Source organism: Sorangium sp. So ce726, assembly GCF_051521405.1.
Taxonomy (GTDB): Bacteria; Myxococcota_A; Polyangia; order Polyangiales; family Polyangiaceae; genus Sorangium.
In genome coordinates, this window is the sequence record NZ_CP150349.1 from 11,653,453 (window position 1) to 11,669,181 (window position 15,729).

The following is a 15,729-nucleotide window of genomic DNA, read 5'->3' on the forward strand; positions in this document are numbered from 1 at the left end:
GCAGCGCGCTTCCGTGACAGCCTCTTCGGCGTCCCCCCGGGGACGCTCGCCCGGGGCTCGAGCGGCCCTCCCGCCGCGCTCGTGTCGGGCGGAGATACCCGATACAGTTTCGACATGAATCCGCTCGTCCCGGACTTCATCCTCGAACAGGACGCCGAAGGGCAATACGCGGGAGCGGTCGACGCGGCTGTCCTGCACGTCTCGCTGCCGGCGATCGTGGAGCTCGCCGAGCAGATGATCGCGCGCCAGGCGCTCGATCCGGACGCGCTGCGCTCGTTCTTCGATCCGCTGTTCGAGGCCGTGCACCAGTCGGGCGGGTTCGTCGCGACGCTGTCGCCCGGCGGCGGTTTCACCGCGCTCTTCCCCGATCGGCCGGGGCGCAACGTCACCCGGCACGCCCGCAGCGCGGCGCTCGCGATGCGGCGCAGCCTCCTGGAGCTCGCGGCGCGGCGCACCCTGGGCGCCGGGGGCGCGCAGACGCCGTTCAGGATCGGGCTCGCCTGGGGCACGGTCCACTGGACGATCGTGCGCATCGCCCCGGATCGCGCGTACTTCCTGATCTACGGCCCCGCGATCGAGGCCTGCCAGGCGACCGACCGCGGGGTCGACGACAGCGAGCTCCACCTCGATCGCAGCTTCCGCGAGCGGCTCCCCGCGGCCAGCGCGCGGGAGAGCGTGGCGGAGCTCGACGAGGCCGATCTCCTGAGCGGGCCCCCCTCGCTGACGATCACGTCGGCCCCGACGGACGCGGACGTCGAGGCGTTCCTGCCGCCGGGCGCGGGCGATCTCGCGCCGGAGGGCGAGATCCGCGAGGTGACGACGGTGTCGGTCTCGCTCGATCGGGTGGAGAGCCCGACGGAGCTCCTCCAGCAGCTGCACGAGATCTCGGCGATGTACGGCGCGACGTTCGCCGGCATGACCGTGACGGAGCGCGGCTTCGGCGCGCAGTTCTACTTCGGCGCGCCCGTCGCGCACGAGAGCGACCACGATCGCGCCCTCGACTTCGCGCTCGAGCTGAAGAGCAACGGCCTCGGCGTGCCCCGGCTCGCGGTGGGCGTCACCCGGGCGCGCTGCCTGGTCGGCTTCTTCGGCGCCGTGGGCCGCCGCGAGTTCGCGTGCGTCGGCCGCGCCATCCACCTCGCCGCGCAGATCGCGCGGAAGGCCGCGCCGTCGTCGATCTGGGCGGACGAGCGGGCGTTCCGCGCGGGCGAGGCGAGCCACCAGTGGTCGACGGAGAACATCTTCCGGTTCGACGGGTTCGACCTGCCGATCCTCGTCTACTCGCTCGAGCGGCGGCGCATCGCGGTGCAGGAGGAGTTCTACGATCTCGGCCCCATCGGCCGCGAGGTCGAGCTCGGGCGGCTCACGCAGGCGCTCGAGCCCCTGTTCGCCGGGCGCTCCGCCGGCGTCGTGTACATCCTCGGCGAGGCGGGCATCGGCAAGAGCTACCTCGTGCACAGCTACCGCCACCAGCGCGCGCAGCTCATGGACATGCGCCCGCTCCTGTGGATCGAGGCCCGCTGCGATCAGACGCTGAGGACCCCGCTCTACGCGTTCGAGTTCGCGCTCAAGGAGTACCTCGGGATCTCGTCGGAGCTCGGCCAGCGGGCCAAGGAGGCGGGGCTCGATCTCGCGCTGGAGCTGCTCCTGGAGCGGCTGCCCGAGAGCTGGACCGAGGTGCGGGCCGGGATCGACAGGTCGCGCGGGGCGTTCGCGCGGCTGCTCAGGCTGCGCGGCCAGGAGGCCGGGGCCGACGCCGGGGGGCGCGACGAGGTCCTCGGGGCGCTGGCCGCGCTGCTCGTCGCGGAGAGCTCGCTGCAGCCGGTGGTGGTGCACCTCGACGACGCGCAGTGGGCCGATCGGACGTCGCTCGACGCGGTGCGCGCGATCACGGCCGCCTGCAGGGACCTGCCGCTGGCGGTGATCTGCTCGGCGCGGCCGGCGGCGTCCTCGGGGGAGGGGGTGGACGTCCGCATCCCGCTCGACGCCGGCATCCCATCGCAGGCGATCGAGCTCGCGCCGCTCCCGGCGGAGCGGCTGCTCGCGCTCGCGGAGCCGTTCTTCGGCGGCCCGCTCCCCACGATGCTCGGGTCGCTGCTCGGCCAGACCGCGGGGGGGAACCCGTTCTTCGCGCAGGAGATCCTCGCGTACTGGCTGGAGGACGGGCGGTACGGGTCGGCCCACGACGCCGCGCGCTCGAGCCGGTTCATGCCGCCGCGGACCGTGAACAGCCTGCTCGTCGCGCGGCTCGAGCGGCTCGAGCCGCGGACGCGGCAGACGGTGATCTCCGCGGCGGTGCTGGGGCGCGAGTTCGACACGCGCGTGCTCGCCCGGATGATCCCGGACGCCTCGGCGCTCGTGGATCACCTGCGCTTCGGCGAGGCGCAGCGGATCTGGTCGCGGATGGGGGAGCACCGCTTCGAGTTCTGCACTGTGCTGATCCGCGACGCCGCGTACGGGATGCAGCCGAAGGAGACGGCGGAGCGGCAGCACCGCCTGGCGGCGGAGGCGATCGAGGCCGTCTACGGCGACGATCTCGAGGATCAGCGCGCGGCGCTCGACAGCCACCGGCGGCTCGCGGGCTGAGCGCGCCCGGCCGTTCTGGCTGGCGGGGCGCGGGCGGGACGTGGGGGCGGTACGTGGAAGCGCGTGGAACCCCCTCGACGCCGCTTTCGAAGTGCGGCAACTGTCCGCGCATGAGCACGGCCCATCACGAGGCTCACGCGGCCCCGGCGCACGACGTGAGCGATCACCATGGCTTCGACGGGGAGCCCGCCCGCGCGCTGCCGGCGGACGAGCCGCCCACCCCGAACTGGGTCCCTGCGCTGGGGCTCGCGGTCTTCGTGGTGGCTGGCGTCACCTTTCTTGCGATGAGCAGCGGTGACGACGGCGCCGCGGGGCAGGCCGCGCCGGCAGGCGCGCGCCCGGCCGCAGCCGAGGTTCGCCCGGGGGCCGCCGCTCGCCCGGCCCAGGCTGGCGCGCGCCCGGCGATCGCCGAGGCTCGCCCGGCGGCTCAGCCCGGCGCGCGTCCGGCGGCGCCGACCGGGCCCGCGGCGGGGGCCGCCGCGGAGGCCCTGAGCGCCGCCGCGGCCGAGCGCGCGGCGGGCGCCGCCGCGCCGGGCCCGGCGAACCTGCGCAAGCTGACGCCCCAGGAGGTGGAGCTGGTGCGCAAGCGCATGGATGCGCGGCAGAAGGACGGCACCGCGGCTCCGCCGAAGTGAGCGAGATCGTGGTGGACCCCGCCGCAGCGCGCATGCGCACGGTGCTGGTGCTCGGCGCGGGCACGATGGGCCAGGGGATCGCGCAGGTCACGGCGGTCGCCGGCTACGTGACGCGCCTCTACGACGTCGACGCCGCGCGGATCGGCGCGGCGATCGAGGACATCAAGCGCACGACCGATCGCCTCGTCCAGAAGGGCAAGATGCTCAACGAGGCGCGCAGCGAGATGATCGGGATGCTCGTGGCGTCCCCGGATCTCGAGCGCGCTGCGGCGGACGCCGATCTCGTGATCGAGGCGGTGCCCGAGCGGATGGATCTCAAGGTCGAGGCGCTCGGCCGCGTGAAGGCGGCGGCGCCGGAGCGGGCGCTGTTCGGCACGAACACGTCGAGCCTGAGCATCACGGAGATCGGGCGCCGGCTCGGCGCGGGCGGGCGCACGATCGGCCTGCACTTCTTCAACCCGCCGCCGGTGATGGAGCTGCTCGAGGTGGTGCGGGGGCTCGAGACCGACGAGGCGACGGTGACGGCGGCGCTCTCGGTGGCGAGGCGCCTGGGCAAGACGCCGATCGTGGTGAACGACACGCCCGGCTTCGCGACGAGCCGGCTCGGCGTGGCGCTCGGTGCAGAGGCGATGCGGATGCTGGAGGCCGGGGTGGCGTCGGCCGTCGACATCGATCGGGCGATGGAGCTCGGGTACCGGCACCCGATGGGGCCGCTCAAGCTGACGGATCTCGTCGGGCTCGACGTGCGGCTCGCGATCCTGGAGCACCTCCACCGCGAGGTGGGGGAGCAGTTCCGGCCGCCGGTGATCCTGCGACAGATGGTGCGGGCGGGGAAGCTCGGGAAGAAGACGGGGGAAGGGTTCTACCGGTGGACGGAGGCGGGGGCCCAGCCCAGCGACGGCTGGCGTCGCGGGTAGGGAGCGCGCGCAACCGAGGGCGCGCTACCGGTTCATCTTGTCCTTCTTGGCGTTCTCTTCGGCTTCCTTCAGGCGCTCGGCCTCGCGCTGAACGATGCGCTCCTTGACCGCGGCGTAGTCCTTCTCGTCCTTCACCCGCCGGTCGACCTGCTTCTGCCGCTCCGCCGCGGTCGCCGGGTAGCCGGTCGCCTTGGGGTTGCTCGTCAGGTACGCGCTGTAGGCCCCCCACGCCTCCTTCACCGCCTGCCAGTTCTTCTGACGCTCGCGCAGATCGGCGATGCAGAAGAGCACCTTGGCGTGGAGCTCTTCCGTGCCCTTCTTGCCGATCGCCGTGGTCCAGGCCGTCTCGGCCTCCGCCATGTTGCCGGACTCGAGCATCGCCTCGCCGAGCAGGTAGAAGCCGAGCATCTTCGAGGAATCCAGCTTGATCGCCTCCTGGAACGCCGCGATCGCGCCGGGGATGTCGCGCGCCACGAACGACGCCTGGCCCTTCAGGACCTGCTCTGTGTAGGGGCTGATGCCGGTGTGCCCGTTGGGATCTTTGCGCTGCAAAGAAGCAGCGTCGGGCGCGGCCGCCGCCGGCTCAGGCGCGGCCGCCTGCGGCTTCTCCTTGCCCGCAGGCGGCTGGGCGGCGACCGGCGCCGCGGAGAAGACGACGGCGAGGGCGAGCGATGCGACGACAGCGAGCGAGCGGTCCTGCATGCCCGCCAAGGTACCGCAGCTCAGGCAGGGCGCGCTACTTCCGCCGCGGCTTGAACGGATCCGGAGGCAACCCGGCATCCGGCGGCTGCCCCGCGTCCACCGGCGGCCAGCCCGCGTCCGGCCATCCCGCGTCCACCGGGAGCCTCCCCGCGTCCTGCCACCCCGCGTCTACCGGCGGAAAGCCCCCATCGGGGCCAGCGTCCGGCCAGCCCGCGTCCGCTGATCCCCCGGCGTCCGCAGGCAGCTTGCCCGCGTCCCCCGGCGCGCCCCCGTCGACGGCCACCCCGCCCTGCGCGCTCAGCGACACGAGCCGGCCGTCCTGCTCCGGCGGCCAGAGGAAGCGCTCCTCCGCGCCCGTCTTCCGGTCCACCAGCTTGGCCCAGCTCGCGCGCGGGTTGTCCGCCATCTGCACGCGCAGCCGCGTCGTCACGCCGCTGTCGAACGTCGGACGGCGGAGCAGGGCGCCCGGCGGACGCTCCGGCGCGTCCCCCGTCAGCGGCACGTCGAAACGGACCCGATCGAGCAGCTCCTGGCCAACGTACAGCTCGATCGCGAACCGGCCCATCACACGCGCCGTCGCGAGAGGGCGATCGAGCGCCACCGGTCGCACCCGTACGACCGAGCCCCTCCCCTTCGCGTACTGCACGTCGAAGACCCACTGCTTCGCGCTGGGCCGCGCGGCAGGGTCCGGCGCATACCCCGCGCGCGACGGCGGAGCCTCGGGCTCGGCCACGGCGACCACGCCAGCGGCGGCGAGCGCGAGGCCAGCGAGGATCCCCAGGGCGGCGCGGGTGAGAGGGCGAGGCGAGGTCATCTGGTACCGGGAGGAGGCCCGAGCGGCAGGGCCGCCTCGAGCGTCGCGGAGAGCACCTCTTCCCACGCCGAGCCGTCGCCGTCGAGCGCCCCCCAGAGCTCGCGGAGCTCGTCCGGCACCGGCGAGATCGCCGCGCAGAGCTCGCCGCGCTCGTCCGGCACCGTGACGCGCAAGGCGTGCAGCGCGACGCGCGAGAGCGGGATCACCCGGCCGCTCGCCGTGGTCACCAACCGGGCCCCTCCATGGTCGCGATCGCCCAGGAGCGGCGCCCCCGCGTGCGCCGCGTGCACCCGGAGCTGGTGCGTGCGGCCCGTCACCGGGTCCAGGCGCAGCAGCGTGGCCGGCGCCGCACCGCCGCCCGCCGAGGCGACCGCGCGGTAACGCGTCGCCGCGTCTTTCGCGTCCGCGCCGCCCACCACGGGCAGGCTGCGACCGCCCCGCGCCCGCGCCGCGCCGATGGGCGCATCCCACGTGCCCGCCCCGTCGACGCGACCCCCGGCGATGCCCACGTAGACCCGCGCGATGCGCCCCGCCTCGCGCATCGCCGCGAGGTGCCGCCGGCCCCGCGCGCCCGTCGCGCACAGCACCGCGCCGCTCACGCCGACGTCGAGCCGCGAGGCCGCGTGCGGCAGGTCGCGCAGCCCGAGCAGCTCCGCGACCTCCGTGACCAGCGACCGCGTGCCCCGGCGCTCCGGCTCCGTCGGCAGCGCCGCGGGCTTCGACGCGACAAGGAGCTCCCCCCAGCGCGCCAGCACCTCCACAGGCGGCGCCCCCGGCGCGTCGCGCCGCGCCGGCCACACGGCGAGCTCGTCGCCGAGGGCCACCGCGTCGCCGGGCCGCGCGCGCCGGCCGTTCAGGAACGCGCGCCCCTCCGCCGCCGCGCCCGCAAGGCCGCGCGACGCGCCGCCCGCGCGCTCGAGGACGTCGGCCACCGTGGGGCCGTCCGAGGGCCCGACGCGGAAGCGCGCGGCCGTCATCCGGGCGGCGTCGCGAGCGGGGCAGCGCCGCCGCCAGGAGCTCCCCCGGCGACGACGCCTGGCGACGACGGCGAGGCGCGCTCGTCCAGGCGCTCGACCACGCCGCGATCGCCGTCGATCCGGAGCCGATCGCCCGTCTTGATCGCCAGCGTCACGCCGGGGACGTTCACCACTGCAGGGATGCCGTACTCCCGCGCGACGATCGAGGCGTGCGACATGGGGCCGCCGAGCTCGGTCACGACCGCGGCGGCCACCAGGAACAGCGGCGAGAGGCCGACGTCGGTCGTGCGCGCGACCAGCACCTCCCCCGGGGCCACCGCGTCGAGCGCCGAGGCGCCCGGATCGAGCACGCGGGCCCGCCCCTCGACGACCCCAGGGCTCGCCGGCAGCCCGAGCAGGCGCTCCCCGGACGCGGGCGGCAGCACGACCGGCGGCGGCCGGCCGATGAAGGTGGCCGGCGGATCGGGGCGCGCGGCGTCGCGCAGGTGCTCGGCGCGCCGCAGCCGGACGAGGTGGCCCACGTCGGCGCGGCCGCTGGAGAGCGCCGTCACGAGCTCCTCGTAGGTGCAGAAGAAGACGCTCCCGGGCTCCAGCGAGGGATCGATGCGCCGGAGGCGCCGGTCGATGTCGAGCGCGACCCTGCGCAGCATGCCGAGCACGCGCGTCACCCACGTGCGCATGCGCTCCCGCAGGCGCACGTAGCGCTGCGCCCGGCCGACGAGCGTGCGCAGGAGCGCGAGCTCCAGCCGCGGCACGCGCGTCTCGAGCATCGCCATCTCCCGATCGGCGAGCGCCCGAGCGCGCGCCAGCGCGCGCTCCGGATCTCCCGGCGCCCCGCGCAGCGACGCCGTGAGCATCGCGATGACCGGCGACGGATCCTCCCGCCAGCGCGGCGTCGCGAGCTCCGCCTCGCGCACCGCGCGATCGCCGTAGGCGTCGAGGAACCGCGCGTACGCGTCGCGCGCCGGCCCCTCGGGCAGGTCGCGCGGCCACAGGACCTCGCCGGCGAGGAGCCGCTCGCGCGCCGTCCGATCCTGCATGACGAGCTCGGCGACCCGCGCGAGCTCGATGCCCGGCCCCGCGCTGTCGAGCTCGCGCACGCCGCCCGCGAGCACCTGCGCCAGGTGCTCGACGTTCGTCTCCGCGCGCCCGGCCGGCGCGTCGAGGTGCGCCTCCCCGGAGGCGGAGCGCGCGGAGGCGCGGCGGCCCGCGATGCGCTCGAGCGCCTTGCACAGCGCGAGGTGGCTCGCGAGCGACGCCGACGCGCAGTGCAGCATCCGCGTGCCGGTCCGCTCGAGCAGCAGGAAGACGCTCCGGAGCGTGGTGCCGATGGCGTCGTCCGGCAGGAGCGTCATGTCGAGCTCGGAGAGGGCGCGCTGCGCCCAGAGCGCCTCGCCCTCGTAGGCCGCGACCTCGCGCTCGAGCCGCGCCTGCCGGAGGAGGAGCCGCGGCCCCGTGAGCGGCAGCCGCGCATAGAAGCCGCGCCGCGAGACGCCCTCGCTCTGCTCGGCGAGCCGCGCGATGAGCGCCTCGCTCGCCCCGCCGCTCATGCCGAGCAGCGCGCGCGGCGAGAGCCCCGGGACCTGCGCCGCGATCCGCATGAAGGCGGTGAGGTTGAGGTAGAAGCGCCCGTGCACGTTGGCCACGAGGCGCGCGCCCCGCGGCACGCGGCAGCCGAGCGCGGCGAACGCCTCGCGGAAGCCCCGGTCGGAGAACGCCCGCGCCACCGACCAGGTGAGCGGCGTCGCCGCCCCGGGGAGCGCCTCGCCCACGTTGGCGCGCGACCAGATCGTGTCGGCGTCGCCCCCCTCGGGGAAGCCGCCGCCGCTCACCGGGCGCACCTGGAGCAGCCACACACGCCGCGCCACCGAGGAGGGCGCGCCGTCGCCGGCCTCCGATGCTACCGGGGAGTGCGCGCCCGCCGCGGCGGCGGCCTCCGGCTGGCCAGAAGGCGCTTCCCCGTCGACCGCGAGCGCCGCGCCGGGCGGGCCCTCCTCGACGGCCTCGACCGCGAACTCCACGTCGAACGGACCCTTGCCGCCTTGCTCGAGCCTCTCGGCGAGCTCGGCGAGCTGCCGCAGCGCGGCCTCGCCGAGCGCCGGCTGCTCGGCGCTCGGCTCGGGCACCGGGACCTCTTCGAGACCCGCCGCGCCCACGACGAGCGCGCGCCGCTTCTGCGCCACCGCCGACGCGACGACCCTGCCGCCGTCGCGCGCGAGCCGGATCGTGTCGGCCGCCGCGGCGCCGTCGACGACCGGCGCGCCGAGCCCGAGCGTGGCGTTCACGAGCCGCTCGCCGGCGTGCCAGTGCTCGCCCTCGAGCCCCGGCGGGGGCGCGGTGAACAGCACGCCCGCGGCCTCGGCGCGCACCATCACCTGCAGCACGACGCCCATCGCGACGTCGCGGACGCCGGCGTGCGCGAGGTACGCGAGCGCGCGCGGCAGGAAGGCGCTCGCCCAGACCTGCCGGATCGCGGCGTCGAGCCCGGCCTCGCCGCGCACGCCGAGCACGGACGTCGCGAGCCCCGCCATCGACGTCTCCTCGCTGTCCTCGCACGTGGCGCTGGACCGCACCGCGAGGCCCCACGGCGCCTCCTGCTCGACGGCCTGCCAGAGCGCCTGCAGCGCGGTCGAGAGCGCCTCGGGCAGCGGCTCGCTCAGGATGCGGTCGCGCGCGCGCGCCGCCCGGTCGACGCCAGCCCTCGTGCCCGAGAGCCGGATCAGCGTGGCGAGGTCGTGCCCCGGCGGAAGCTGCCGGTCGACGAGCTCCGTGAAGCACCGCGCGTCGAGCACCCACCCGCGCGGCACCGGGAAGCCGTCGCGGAGCAGGCGCCCGAGCGAGGCCGCCTTGCCGCCGACGCGCTTCGCGCTCGTGTGGCGGCGCAGGCCGGCGCTCTCGAGCGGCTTGAGCCACTCGCGCACGGTGGGCGGGTCGGTCGCGCCGTCGGCGCGGGCTGTGCGTGTGGGGTCAGCCACGTTGTTGCCGAGGGAGTAACACGGTTCGGCGGCCTGGGTCAGGGGCTTGTGACGGCCGGGCCGCCACGATCACGGCGGCGGCAAACCGCGCTGGATCCGCTCGTGCCAGAGCACCATTTCAACGCCGCCCGGCCCCCGATTCCAGGCGTAGTCGTGCGGGCCGGGCACGATGAGCAGGGTGTGGGTCACGCCGTCCTGCCGCAGCCGATCGCTGAGCGCCTGGATGGCGGGCAAGAAGGGGTCGGCCTCGCTCGACACGAGCCGGAGCGCGACCGCGCGGCGCTCCATGGCCCGGCGCGCGAGCGCGGAGAACATCTCCGCCTCGCCCGCCCGCACCGCGGGCTGCAGGGCGCCGACCGCGCCGAAGACGTCGGGGAACGAGAGGCCGACGAGCAGCGCGAGGCGGCCGCCGAGGCTCACGCCGTCGATACCGGTGGCCTCGCGCGCAGCCTGGCAGCCGCCCTCGGCGCGCGCGCGCGGCAGGAGGCGATCGACGAGGAAACGGCCGAAGCCCGCGGCCCCCTCGACGGAGCGGTCGCGGAGGTCGGGCGTGAACGGCGTGGCGATGCACAGCCCGCGGTAGGGGTGCTCCTTCAGCGAGGCGTTGAGCTGCGCGAGCCGCTCGGGCGTCACCATCTGCCCGAGATCGTCCGGCGTGAGCGGCGGCGAGCGGAGCCGCTTCAGCGCCGCGTCGAGGCCGTAGTCGTCGCGCCACCCGCGCGCGCCGACCTCGAGGCCCCGCACCGCCTCGCCGCGCCCGTGCAGCGCGACGAGCAGCGGCGGCGCCGGCGCGGCCTCGGGCGCGAGGAGCAGCGCGCGCTGCGGGTCTTCGCCCTCGGAGGCGGGCGCGAACGGGAGATCCTTCCAGGCCGAGGGGGCCGCCTCCTCCGGCGCCGGCGGTGAGGTGCCTCGCCGGCACGAGGGCGCGGCGAGCGCGGCGAGGCCGAGCAGCGCGCGCCGGCGCGAGAGCGGGGGGATCGTCGTGGCGGCCATCGGCGGCGAGGGTAGCAGCGGGGCGCGGGCGCAGCCCTGGGCAGGCCCACGGGCCCCCATGTAGGCTGTGCAGGTCCGGGCGAGGGCCCCGAGGGGGAGCGCTCATCGGCGAGACGCGCCGATCCTGACGAGGCCCGAAGGGCTCCGTCGGCCCCGGGCGAGAGACACGTGACGAAAGGGGACCGCTCATGAGCGTTGAGACGAAGGGGGACGTCGGGCCGCGCGCAGGTGGCGCGCCGGGCAGCGTGGAGGGCGTGATCGCCGACGACGTGAAGACGCTCCACAGCATGGGCTATGCGCAGGAGCTCCTGCGCAGGATGGGGGGCTTCTCCAACTTCGCGATCTCGTTCTCGATCATCTGCATCATCGCGGGCGGCATCACGTCGTTCCAGATGGGCTTTTGCAGCGTCGGCGGCGCCGGCATCGGGATCGGGTGGCCTGTGTGCAGCGCGCTCGCGCTCTGTATCGCGCTCACGATGGGCCAGGTCGCGTCGGCGTTCCCGACCGCGGGCGGCCTGTACCACTGGGCCTCGATCCTCGGCGGCCGGGGCTTCGGCTGGGCCACCGCGTGGTTCAACCTGATCGGGCTGATCACCGTCCTCGCGGCCATCAACGTCGGCGCCTACCTGTTCATCATGAGCTCGCTCGGCCCGCTGTTCGGCGTGGATCTCGCCGCGATGCCCCCCGATCGCGCGCTGGTGGCGCAGGCCGTCGGGGTCACGCTCATCACGGGGACGCAGGCGCTCTTCAATCACCTCGGGATCCGCGTCACCACGCTGCTCACCGACTTCAGCGGGTATCTCATCCTCGTCGTCTCGGTGATCCTCACCGCCGCGATGCTCTTCTACGCGCCTGCGATCGACGTCAGCCGGCTCGTCACGTTCACGAACTACAGCGGGCCGAAGGGAGGCGACGTGTGGCCGGAGACGGGCAGCATGACCACGCTGTTCCTCCTGAGCTTCCTCCTGCCCGCGTACACGATCACGGGGTACGACGCGTCGGCGCACACGTCCGAGGAGACGATCGGCGCGGCGCAGACGGTCCCGCGGGGCATCGTCCGGGCGGTGCTCGTCTCCGGCGTCTTCGGCGCGCTGATGCTGAGCGCGATCGTGCTCGCGATCCCGGACATGGATGAGGCGGCGTCGAAGGGCGGCGGCGTCTTCTTCTGGGTCATGGAGCGCGTCATCCCGGAGAACCTCCGGATCGCGCTCTATGCCGGCATCTCGGTGGCCCAGTACCTCTGCGGGCTGGCGACGGTGACGTCCGCCTCCCGCATGACCTTCGCGTTCGCCCGCGACGGGGGGCTGCCGGCCTCGGAGCAGCTGCGCAAGGTGAGCCCGAAGTTCCGGACGCCGGCGACGGCGATCTGGGTCGTCAGCTTGCTGACGATCGGCTTCACGGTGTACACGCCCGTCTACTCGACGATCACGGCCGTCTGCGTGATCTTCCTCTACATCTCGTACGTGATGCCCACGATGATGGGCGTGCGCGCCTACGGCCGCACCTGGGTGAAGATGGGCCCGTGGGACCTCGGCCCGCTGTACCGGCCGCTCGCGATCATCAGCGTCCTCGCGTGCCTGATGCTGATCGTGGTGAGCGTCCAGCCGCCGAACGACAAGGCCCTGGGCATCATGCTCATCGTGTTCGCCGTGACGGCCATCGTCTGGTTCGCGCTGGAGCGCCGCCGCTTCCAGGGCCCGCCCCAGGGGGTGATGATCCAGCAGCGAGAGCGAGAGATCGCGGAGGCGGAGCGGGCCGTCGGCCAGATCGCCACGGGCGGCGGGCCGTAGGGATCCGGCGGAAGCGAGAGACGCCGCAGCCGACAGAGAGGCTGAGAAGACGAATCAGCCTCTGGAGGGGTTGAGGCGAGGAATCAGCCGCCAGAGGGGCTGAAGAGGAGCGGATAGGTCACGGTCACGATGCCTGCGTCCGGCGGCGGGAACGACAGCCCGTAGAACGAGCGCACCACGCAAGAGACCGCGCCGGCGTCCGGCAGATCGGAGCCGCCGTTATGGACGCTCGATACAGCCCCGTCGCGGCCAATCACGAAGCCGACCGACACGCGCCCTGTGAGGTTCGGGTTGTTGCGCAGCGCGTTCTCATAGCAGAGCCGGAAGCGGCCGAAGTTCTGGCGCACGATGCGCTGGATGACCTCCGGCGGGATCCGGCCCGACACCGAGGGCGAGCCGACCCGCATGCGCGGCGCGCTCGTCTTGTGGCCAGGGCCGTTGGCGAAGCGCGACGCGCCGCCGCCAGGGCCGAAGCCCGGCCCGTCGCCGACGCCGCTCCCGTGGTTGATGGTGCCGATGGACCCGATCCCGATGCCCATGAGATGCCCGCCGCCGCCCTCGCCGACGCCCGTCAACCCGAGCCCGCCCACGCCGCCCGACTCGTCGATCGTCTCGCCCCACATGTTGCCGATCACGCTCCTTTCGCCGTTCCCGAGCGTGTCGGCGCCGCCCCAGGGCGCCGAGAGCGCGTTGGGATCGCCGCCGGACCCCGCCTGGAGCACGCCGATCATGCCGAAGCGCGCCGCGTCGTCGAGCGCCTGGGCCCGCGAGATCCGCACGTCGCGGTTGTCCTTCGGCCCCTGGATCTCGAAGCGCCCGCCCGTCTTCCGGCTCGTCTCGCTCCCGGCCTTGCCCGACTCGCCCATCGCGGCCGCGCCGGAGCCGCCCTCGCGCTCGGTCTGACCGCTCGCGTCGGTGACGTCCTTCGCCTCGGGCAGCTCCTTCTCGGCGATCGCCCCGATCGCCTGCGCCATGAGGTAGGCCTGCTCCGCGCTCACGCCGCCGTCGTCGGCCATGGCGAGCGGGGGCATGAACGCGGCCATGGCCCCGAGCAGGCCGACGTGGAGCAGCGTCGAGAGCGCGGTGAACGGCAGGCTGCGGCGGTCCATGCCGACCTTGCCCGCGACGCGGCGGCCCGCCTTGCCCACCGCCACCTCGAACCCGAAATCACCGAGCTCGAGCCTCGCGCGAGCGCCGGGCGGCAGCGCGATCCGCCGCGCCCCGTCGAGCTCCGCGCACGGCACCGCGCGGCCGGTGGCGATCGCCTGCGCGATCGTCATCCTGCAGCTGCCGACATCGATGGATCCCGACGCGCCCGGCGGGATGACGGCGCTCACCTCACCGCCCTCGCCGACGAGCACGAGCGGCGCCCGCGCCGCGCCCAGCCGCTCCGCCGGTAGGAAGAAGTCGCACACGCCCCCGGCGCCCTCCGCCTCGCCGACATGAAAGGCGCGCGGCGGCGTCAGGTGCGCCACGTGAAGCGGGGTGTTCCCCCACCGGATGATCACCTCGATCGACAGCGCGTCCGTCTCGCACTCGTCGGCGGGGACGTCCGGCGCGCTCTTGACGAGCGCGTACGTATAGGAGCCCTCCGGCGCGTCCGCGGGCACGTCGGCCTCGACGGCCGGATACGGGCTGAAGGGCAGGTTGCTGAGGAACGGATTCGAGGGTGCGATGCCCGGAGCCATCTTGAACGTGTCCATCGGAGAACAGCCCTTTCCCTGCTCGCGCTCGCGCGCATGTCCGCGCGGCGAGCGGTCTGAATGGAGCGAGCCCTCGAGGGCCCGCCTCTCTCGGCGCGCCCCAGCGCACGCGCGGCGAGCTTCACCGCTCTCTGCGTGCGCCGCGGCTCACCGCGTCCACGCCAGGGATCGACAGCGCTACCCGCCCCAGGTTCCGGAGCCGCGCCGCGATTTTCAGCGGCGCATCCGCGCGCCGGGGGGTTGAATCATCTGGACCGCCGCCCGGCGCCTCGAGGTGGTGGTGGCCCGCGCCATCACCCCGCGGGATCGCGCCGCCACCTCTAGCGGAACCGTAGGGCTGCCGACGGCAGGCGACGGCGGCCAACGGCGCCCGCGCAGGCACGATCGCCGCGCATCCCGGGGAGATCGCTGGAGCCCGGGGCAACACGACGCCCCCCGCTGGCGGACGCCAGGCGATGGCACGGAAGCTGCGAATAACGTCGGTGCGTTGGCGACGTCGTCGAGGTCGACGCCGTTGTCGACATCAACGACGCGCAACCGCGCTGAACGGAGCGCGGCGCGCTGACGCCCGCGCCCGTCGACGCTGCCCGGCGCCGGTCCACGCCCGTGGTCCACCGGCGGCGTGCCCGTGGAGCGCGCGCTGGGCGGCGGGTCGCGGCGAACATCCACCGATCGAGACAACGAAGGAGTCGAGCGTATGAGCAACAGGCGATTGTTCCATGTCCTCGCAGGGGTTCCAGTGCTCGGGTGCCTCCTTGCGATGCCGTCGTCGGCGCGCGCGCAGCACGAGGCGCACGTCTACGGGATCGCGAACTTCGGACACACGGGGGAGTGCGAGGACGACACCAGCCTGTCGCACTCGGTGCACACGAGCACCGCCGCCGCCTTCGCGAGCACGTTCAACCTCCTCAGCATGGTCTCGCTCTGGGATGAGGTCTCGACGCGCAACAACACGAGCGCCCGGGGGAGCTACTGGACCGACTCGAGCCAGGCGGCGTCCTGCGCCTGCTCGGCGAACGACATGGCGTCGGGCTCGGGCGCGGACGAGGCCGATGTCGTCTTCATCCACACGCACGGCTGGCACGACGCCGGGAGCTCGTCGACGCCCGCCTTCAGCGGCCTGGTCATGGGCAACGGCAGCTACGACTGCCGCGTCCTGACGAACGAGAACATGCTCTTCGGCAACCCGGGCACGGGCGGCGATCTGGAGATCGCGGTCGTCAAAGCGTGCCAGTCGGGCGACTACGACGTGTGGAAGAACGGCGGATACCGGCAGCAGATCACGACCTCGGACAGCACGATGACGATGTGGAACGCGTTCCACGGCGACTCGTCGTGCGGCAATCACGTGAAGGACTATGTGGGCGACTACTCGATCAGCTCCATCTCCAACGGGGTGGGAGAGAACTGGATCGACGAGGCCTACGACGACAGCCAGTTCAGCAACGACGATGACTGTCCCGTCTCCATCGTGTTCGGCTCGTCGTTCGCGTCGCGGGAGCTCATGTACGAGTACGGCGGGTGGCGCGACCGGAAGAACACCGGCCTCAAGACCGGCTCGACCATCTACTACATCGCCGGCTGCGACCCCTCGAACGGGCGCGTGCTGCCCGGCGGATGAACGACGAACGCTGCGT

Annotated in this window: 11 protein-coding genes; 5 read left to right on the plus strand and 6 right to left on the minus strand. The window is 74.1% G+C overall.

The genetic code is table 11. The features are described 5' to 3' along the window. Window positions 1-114 precede the first annotated feature (114 nt). From WME79_RS43460 to WME79_RS43470, 3 genes are all read left to right on the plus strand, one after another. Window positions 115-2,586, plus strand: coding sequence for an AAA family ATPase (locus WME79_RS43460; protein WP_437527670.1), 2,472 nt, complete (start codon window positions 115-117; stop codon window positions 2,584-2,586). Window positions 2,587-2,696: 110 nt separating this feature from the next. Further along, complete coding sequence (locus WME79_RS43465; protein WP_437527673.1) at window positions 2,697-3,221, plus strand: hypothetical protein; 525 nt, start codon at window positions 2,697-2,699, stop codon at window positions 3,219-3,221. A gap of 32 nt (window positions 3,222-3,253) precedes the next feature. Then, a complete protein-coding gene (locus WME79_RS43470) occupies window positions 3,254-4,138 on the plus strand; it encodes a 3-hydroxyacyl-CoA dehydrogenase family protein (protein ID WP_437540053.1) in 885 nt (294 codons plus the stop codon). Window positions 4,139-4,162: 24 nt separating this feature from the next. On the opposite strand, the gene WME79_RS43475 is transcribed toward WME79_RS43470, so the two are convergent. From WME79_RS43475 to WME79_RS43495, 5 genes are all read right to left on the minus strand, one after another. Further along, the gene (locus tag WME79_RS43475; RefSeq protein WP_437527676.1) at window positions 4,163-4,840 is read right to left on the minus strand and encodes a hypothetical protein; all 678 of its coding nucleotides are present in this window, start codon (window positions 4,838-4,840) and stop codon (window positions 4,163-4,165) included. A gap of 34 nt (window positions 4,841-4,874) precedes the next feature. Continuing rightward, window positions 4,875-5,654 (minus strand): hypothetical protein, encoded by a 780-nt coding sequence (locus WME79_RS43480; RefSeq protein ID WP_437527679.1) that lies wholly within the window; start codon window positions 5,652-5,654, stop codon window positions 4,875-4,877. Beyond that, window positions 5,651-6,631 (minus strand): pseudouridine synthase, encoded by a 981-nt coding sequence (locus WME79_RS43485; protein WP_437527681.1) that lies wholly within the window; start codon window positions 6,629-6,631, stop codon window positions 5,651-5,653. Before WME79_RS43485 ends, WME79_RS43480 begins: the two co-directional genes overlap by 4 nt. Next, window positions 6,628-9,606, minus strand: a complete 2,979-nt coding sequence (locus WME79_RS43490; RefSeq protein ID WP_437527684.1) for a PEP/pyruvate-binding domain-containing protein — start codon at window positions 9,604-9,606, stop codon at window positions 6,628-6,630. Before WME79_RS43490 ends, WME79_RS43485 begins: the two co-directional genes overlap by 4 nt. Window positions 9,607-9,675: 69 nt before the next feature. Next, window positions 9,676-10,599: an alpha/beta hydrolase gene (locus WME79_RS43495; RefSeq protein ID WP_437527687.1), complete on the minus strand. Its 924-nt coding sequence runs from the start codon at window positions 10,597-10,599 to the stop codon at window positions 9,676-9,678. A 287-nt stretch (window positions 10,600-10,886) separates the two neighbouring features. On the opposite strand from WME79_RS43495, the gene WME79_RS43500 reads away from it, so the two are divergent. Continuing rightward, the gene (locus WME79_RS43500; RefSeq protein ID WP_437540055.1) at window positions 10,887-12,389 is read left to right on the plus strand and encodes an amino acid permease; all 1,503 of its coding nucleotides are present in this window, start codon (window positions 10,887-10,889) and stop codon (window positions 12,387-12,389) included. An 83-nt stretch (window positions 12,390-12,472) separates the two neighbouring features. Here WME79_RS43500 and WME79_RS43505 read toward each other — a convergent pair whose 3' ends face one another. Further along, window positions 12,473-14,092 (minus strand): AgmX/PglI C-terminal domain-containing protein, encoded by a 1,620-nt coding sequence (locus WME79_RS43505; protein ID WP_437527690.1) that lies wholly within the window; start codon window positions 14,090-14,092, stop codon window positions 12,473-12,475. Window positions 14,093-14,789: 697 nt separating this feature from the next. Here WME79_RS43505 and WME79_RS43510 point away from each other — a divergent pair. After that, entirely contained in the window at window positions 14,790-15,713 is a 924-nt protein-coding gene (locus tag WME79_RS43510; protein ID WP_437527692.1) for a hypothetical protein, read from the plus strand. Window positions 15,714-15,729: the final 16 nt, after the last annotated feature.

Bases quoted from the DNA above. Each gene is read 5' to 3' on its own strand.
- WME79_RS43505 (WP_437527690.1), bottom strand. From the start codon at position 14,092: ATGGACACGTTCAAGATGGCTCCGGGCATCGCACCCTCGAATCCGTTC.
- WME79_RS43500 (WP_437540055.1), top strand. From the start codon at position 10,887: ATGGGCTATGCGCAGGAGCTCCTGCGCAGGATGGGGGGCTTCTCCAAC.
- WME79_RS43480 (WP_437527679.1), bottom strand. From the start codon at position 5,654: ATGACCTCGCCTCGCCCTCTCACCCGCGCCGCCCTGGGGATCCTCGCT.
- WME79_RS43485 (WP_437527681.1), bottom strand. From the start codon at position 6,631: ATGACGGCCGCGCGCTTCCGCGTCGGGCCCTCGGACGGCCCCACGGTG.
- WME79_RS43460 (WP_437527670.1), top strand. From the start codon at position 115: ATGAATCCGCTCGTCCCGGACTTCATCCTCGAACAGGACGCCGAAGGG.
- WME79_RS43475 (WP_437527676.1), bottom strand. From the start codon at position 4,840: ATGCAGGACCGCTCGCTCGCTGTCGTCGCATCGCTCGCCCTCGCCGTC.
- WME79_RS43465 (WP_437527673.1), top strand. From the start codon at position 2,697: ATGAGCACGGCCCATCACGAGGCTCACGCGGCCCCGGCGCACGACGTG.
- WME79_RS43510 (WP_437527692.1), top strand. From the start codon at position 14,790: ATGAGCAACAGGCGATTGTTCCATGTCCTCGCAGGGGTTCCAGTGCTC.
- WME79_RS43495 (WP_437527687.1), bottom strand. From the start codon at position 10,599: ATGGCCGCCACGACGATCCCCCCGCTCTCGCGCCGGCGCGCGCTGCTC.
- WME79_RS43470 (WP_437540053.1), top strand. From the start codon at position 3,254: ATGCGCACGGTGCTGGTGCTCGGCGCGGGCACGATGGGCCAGGGGATC.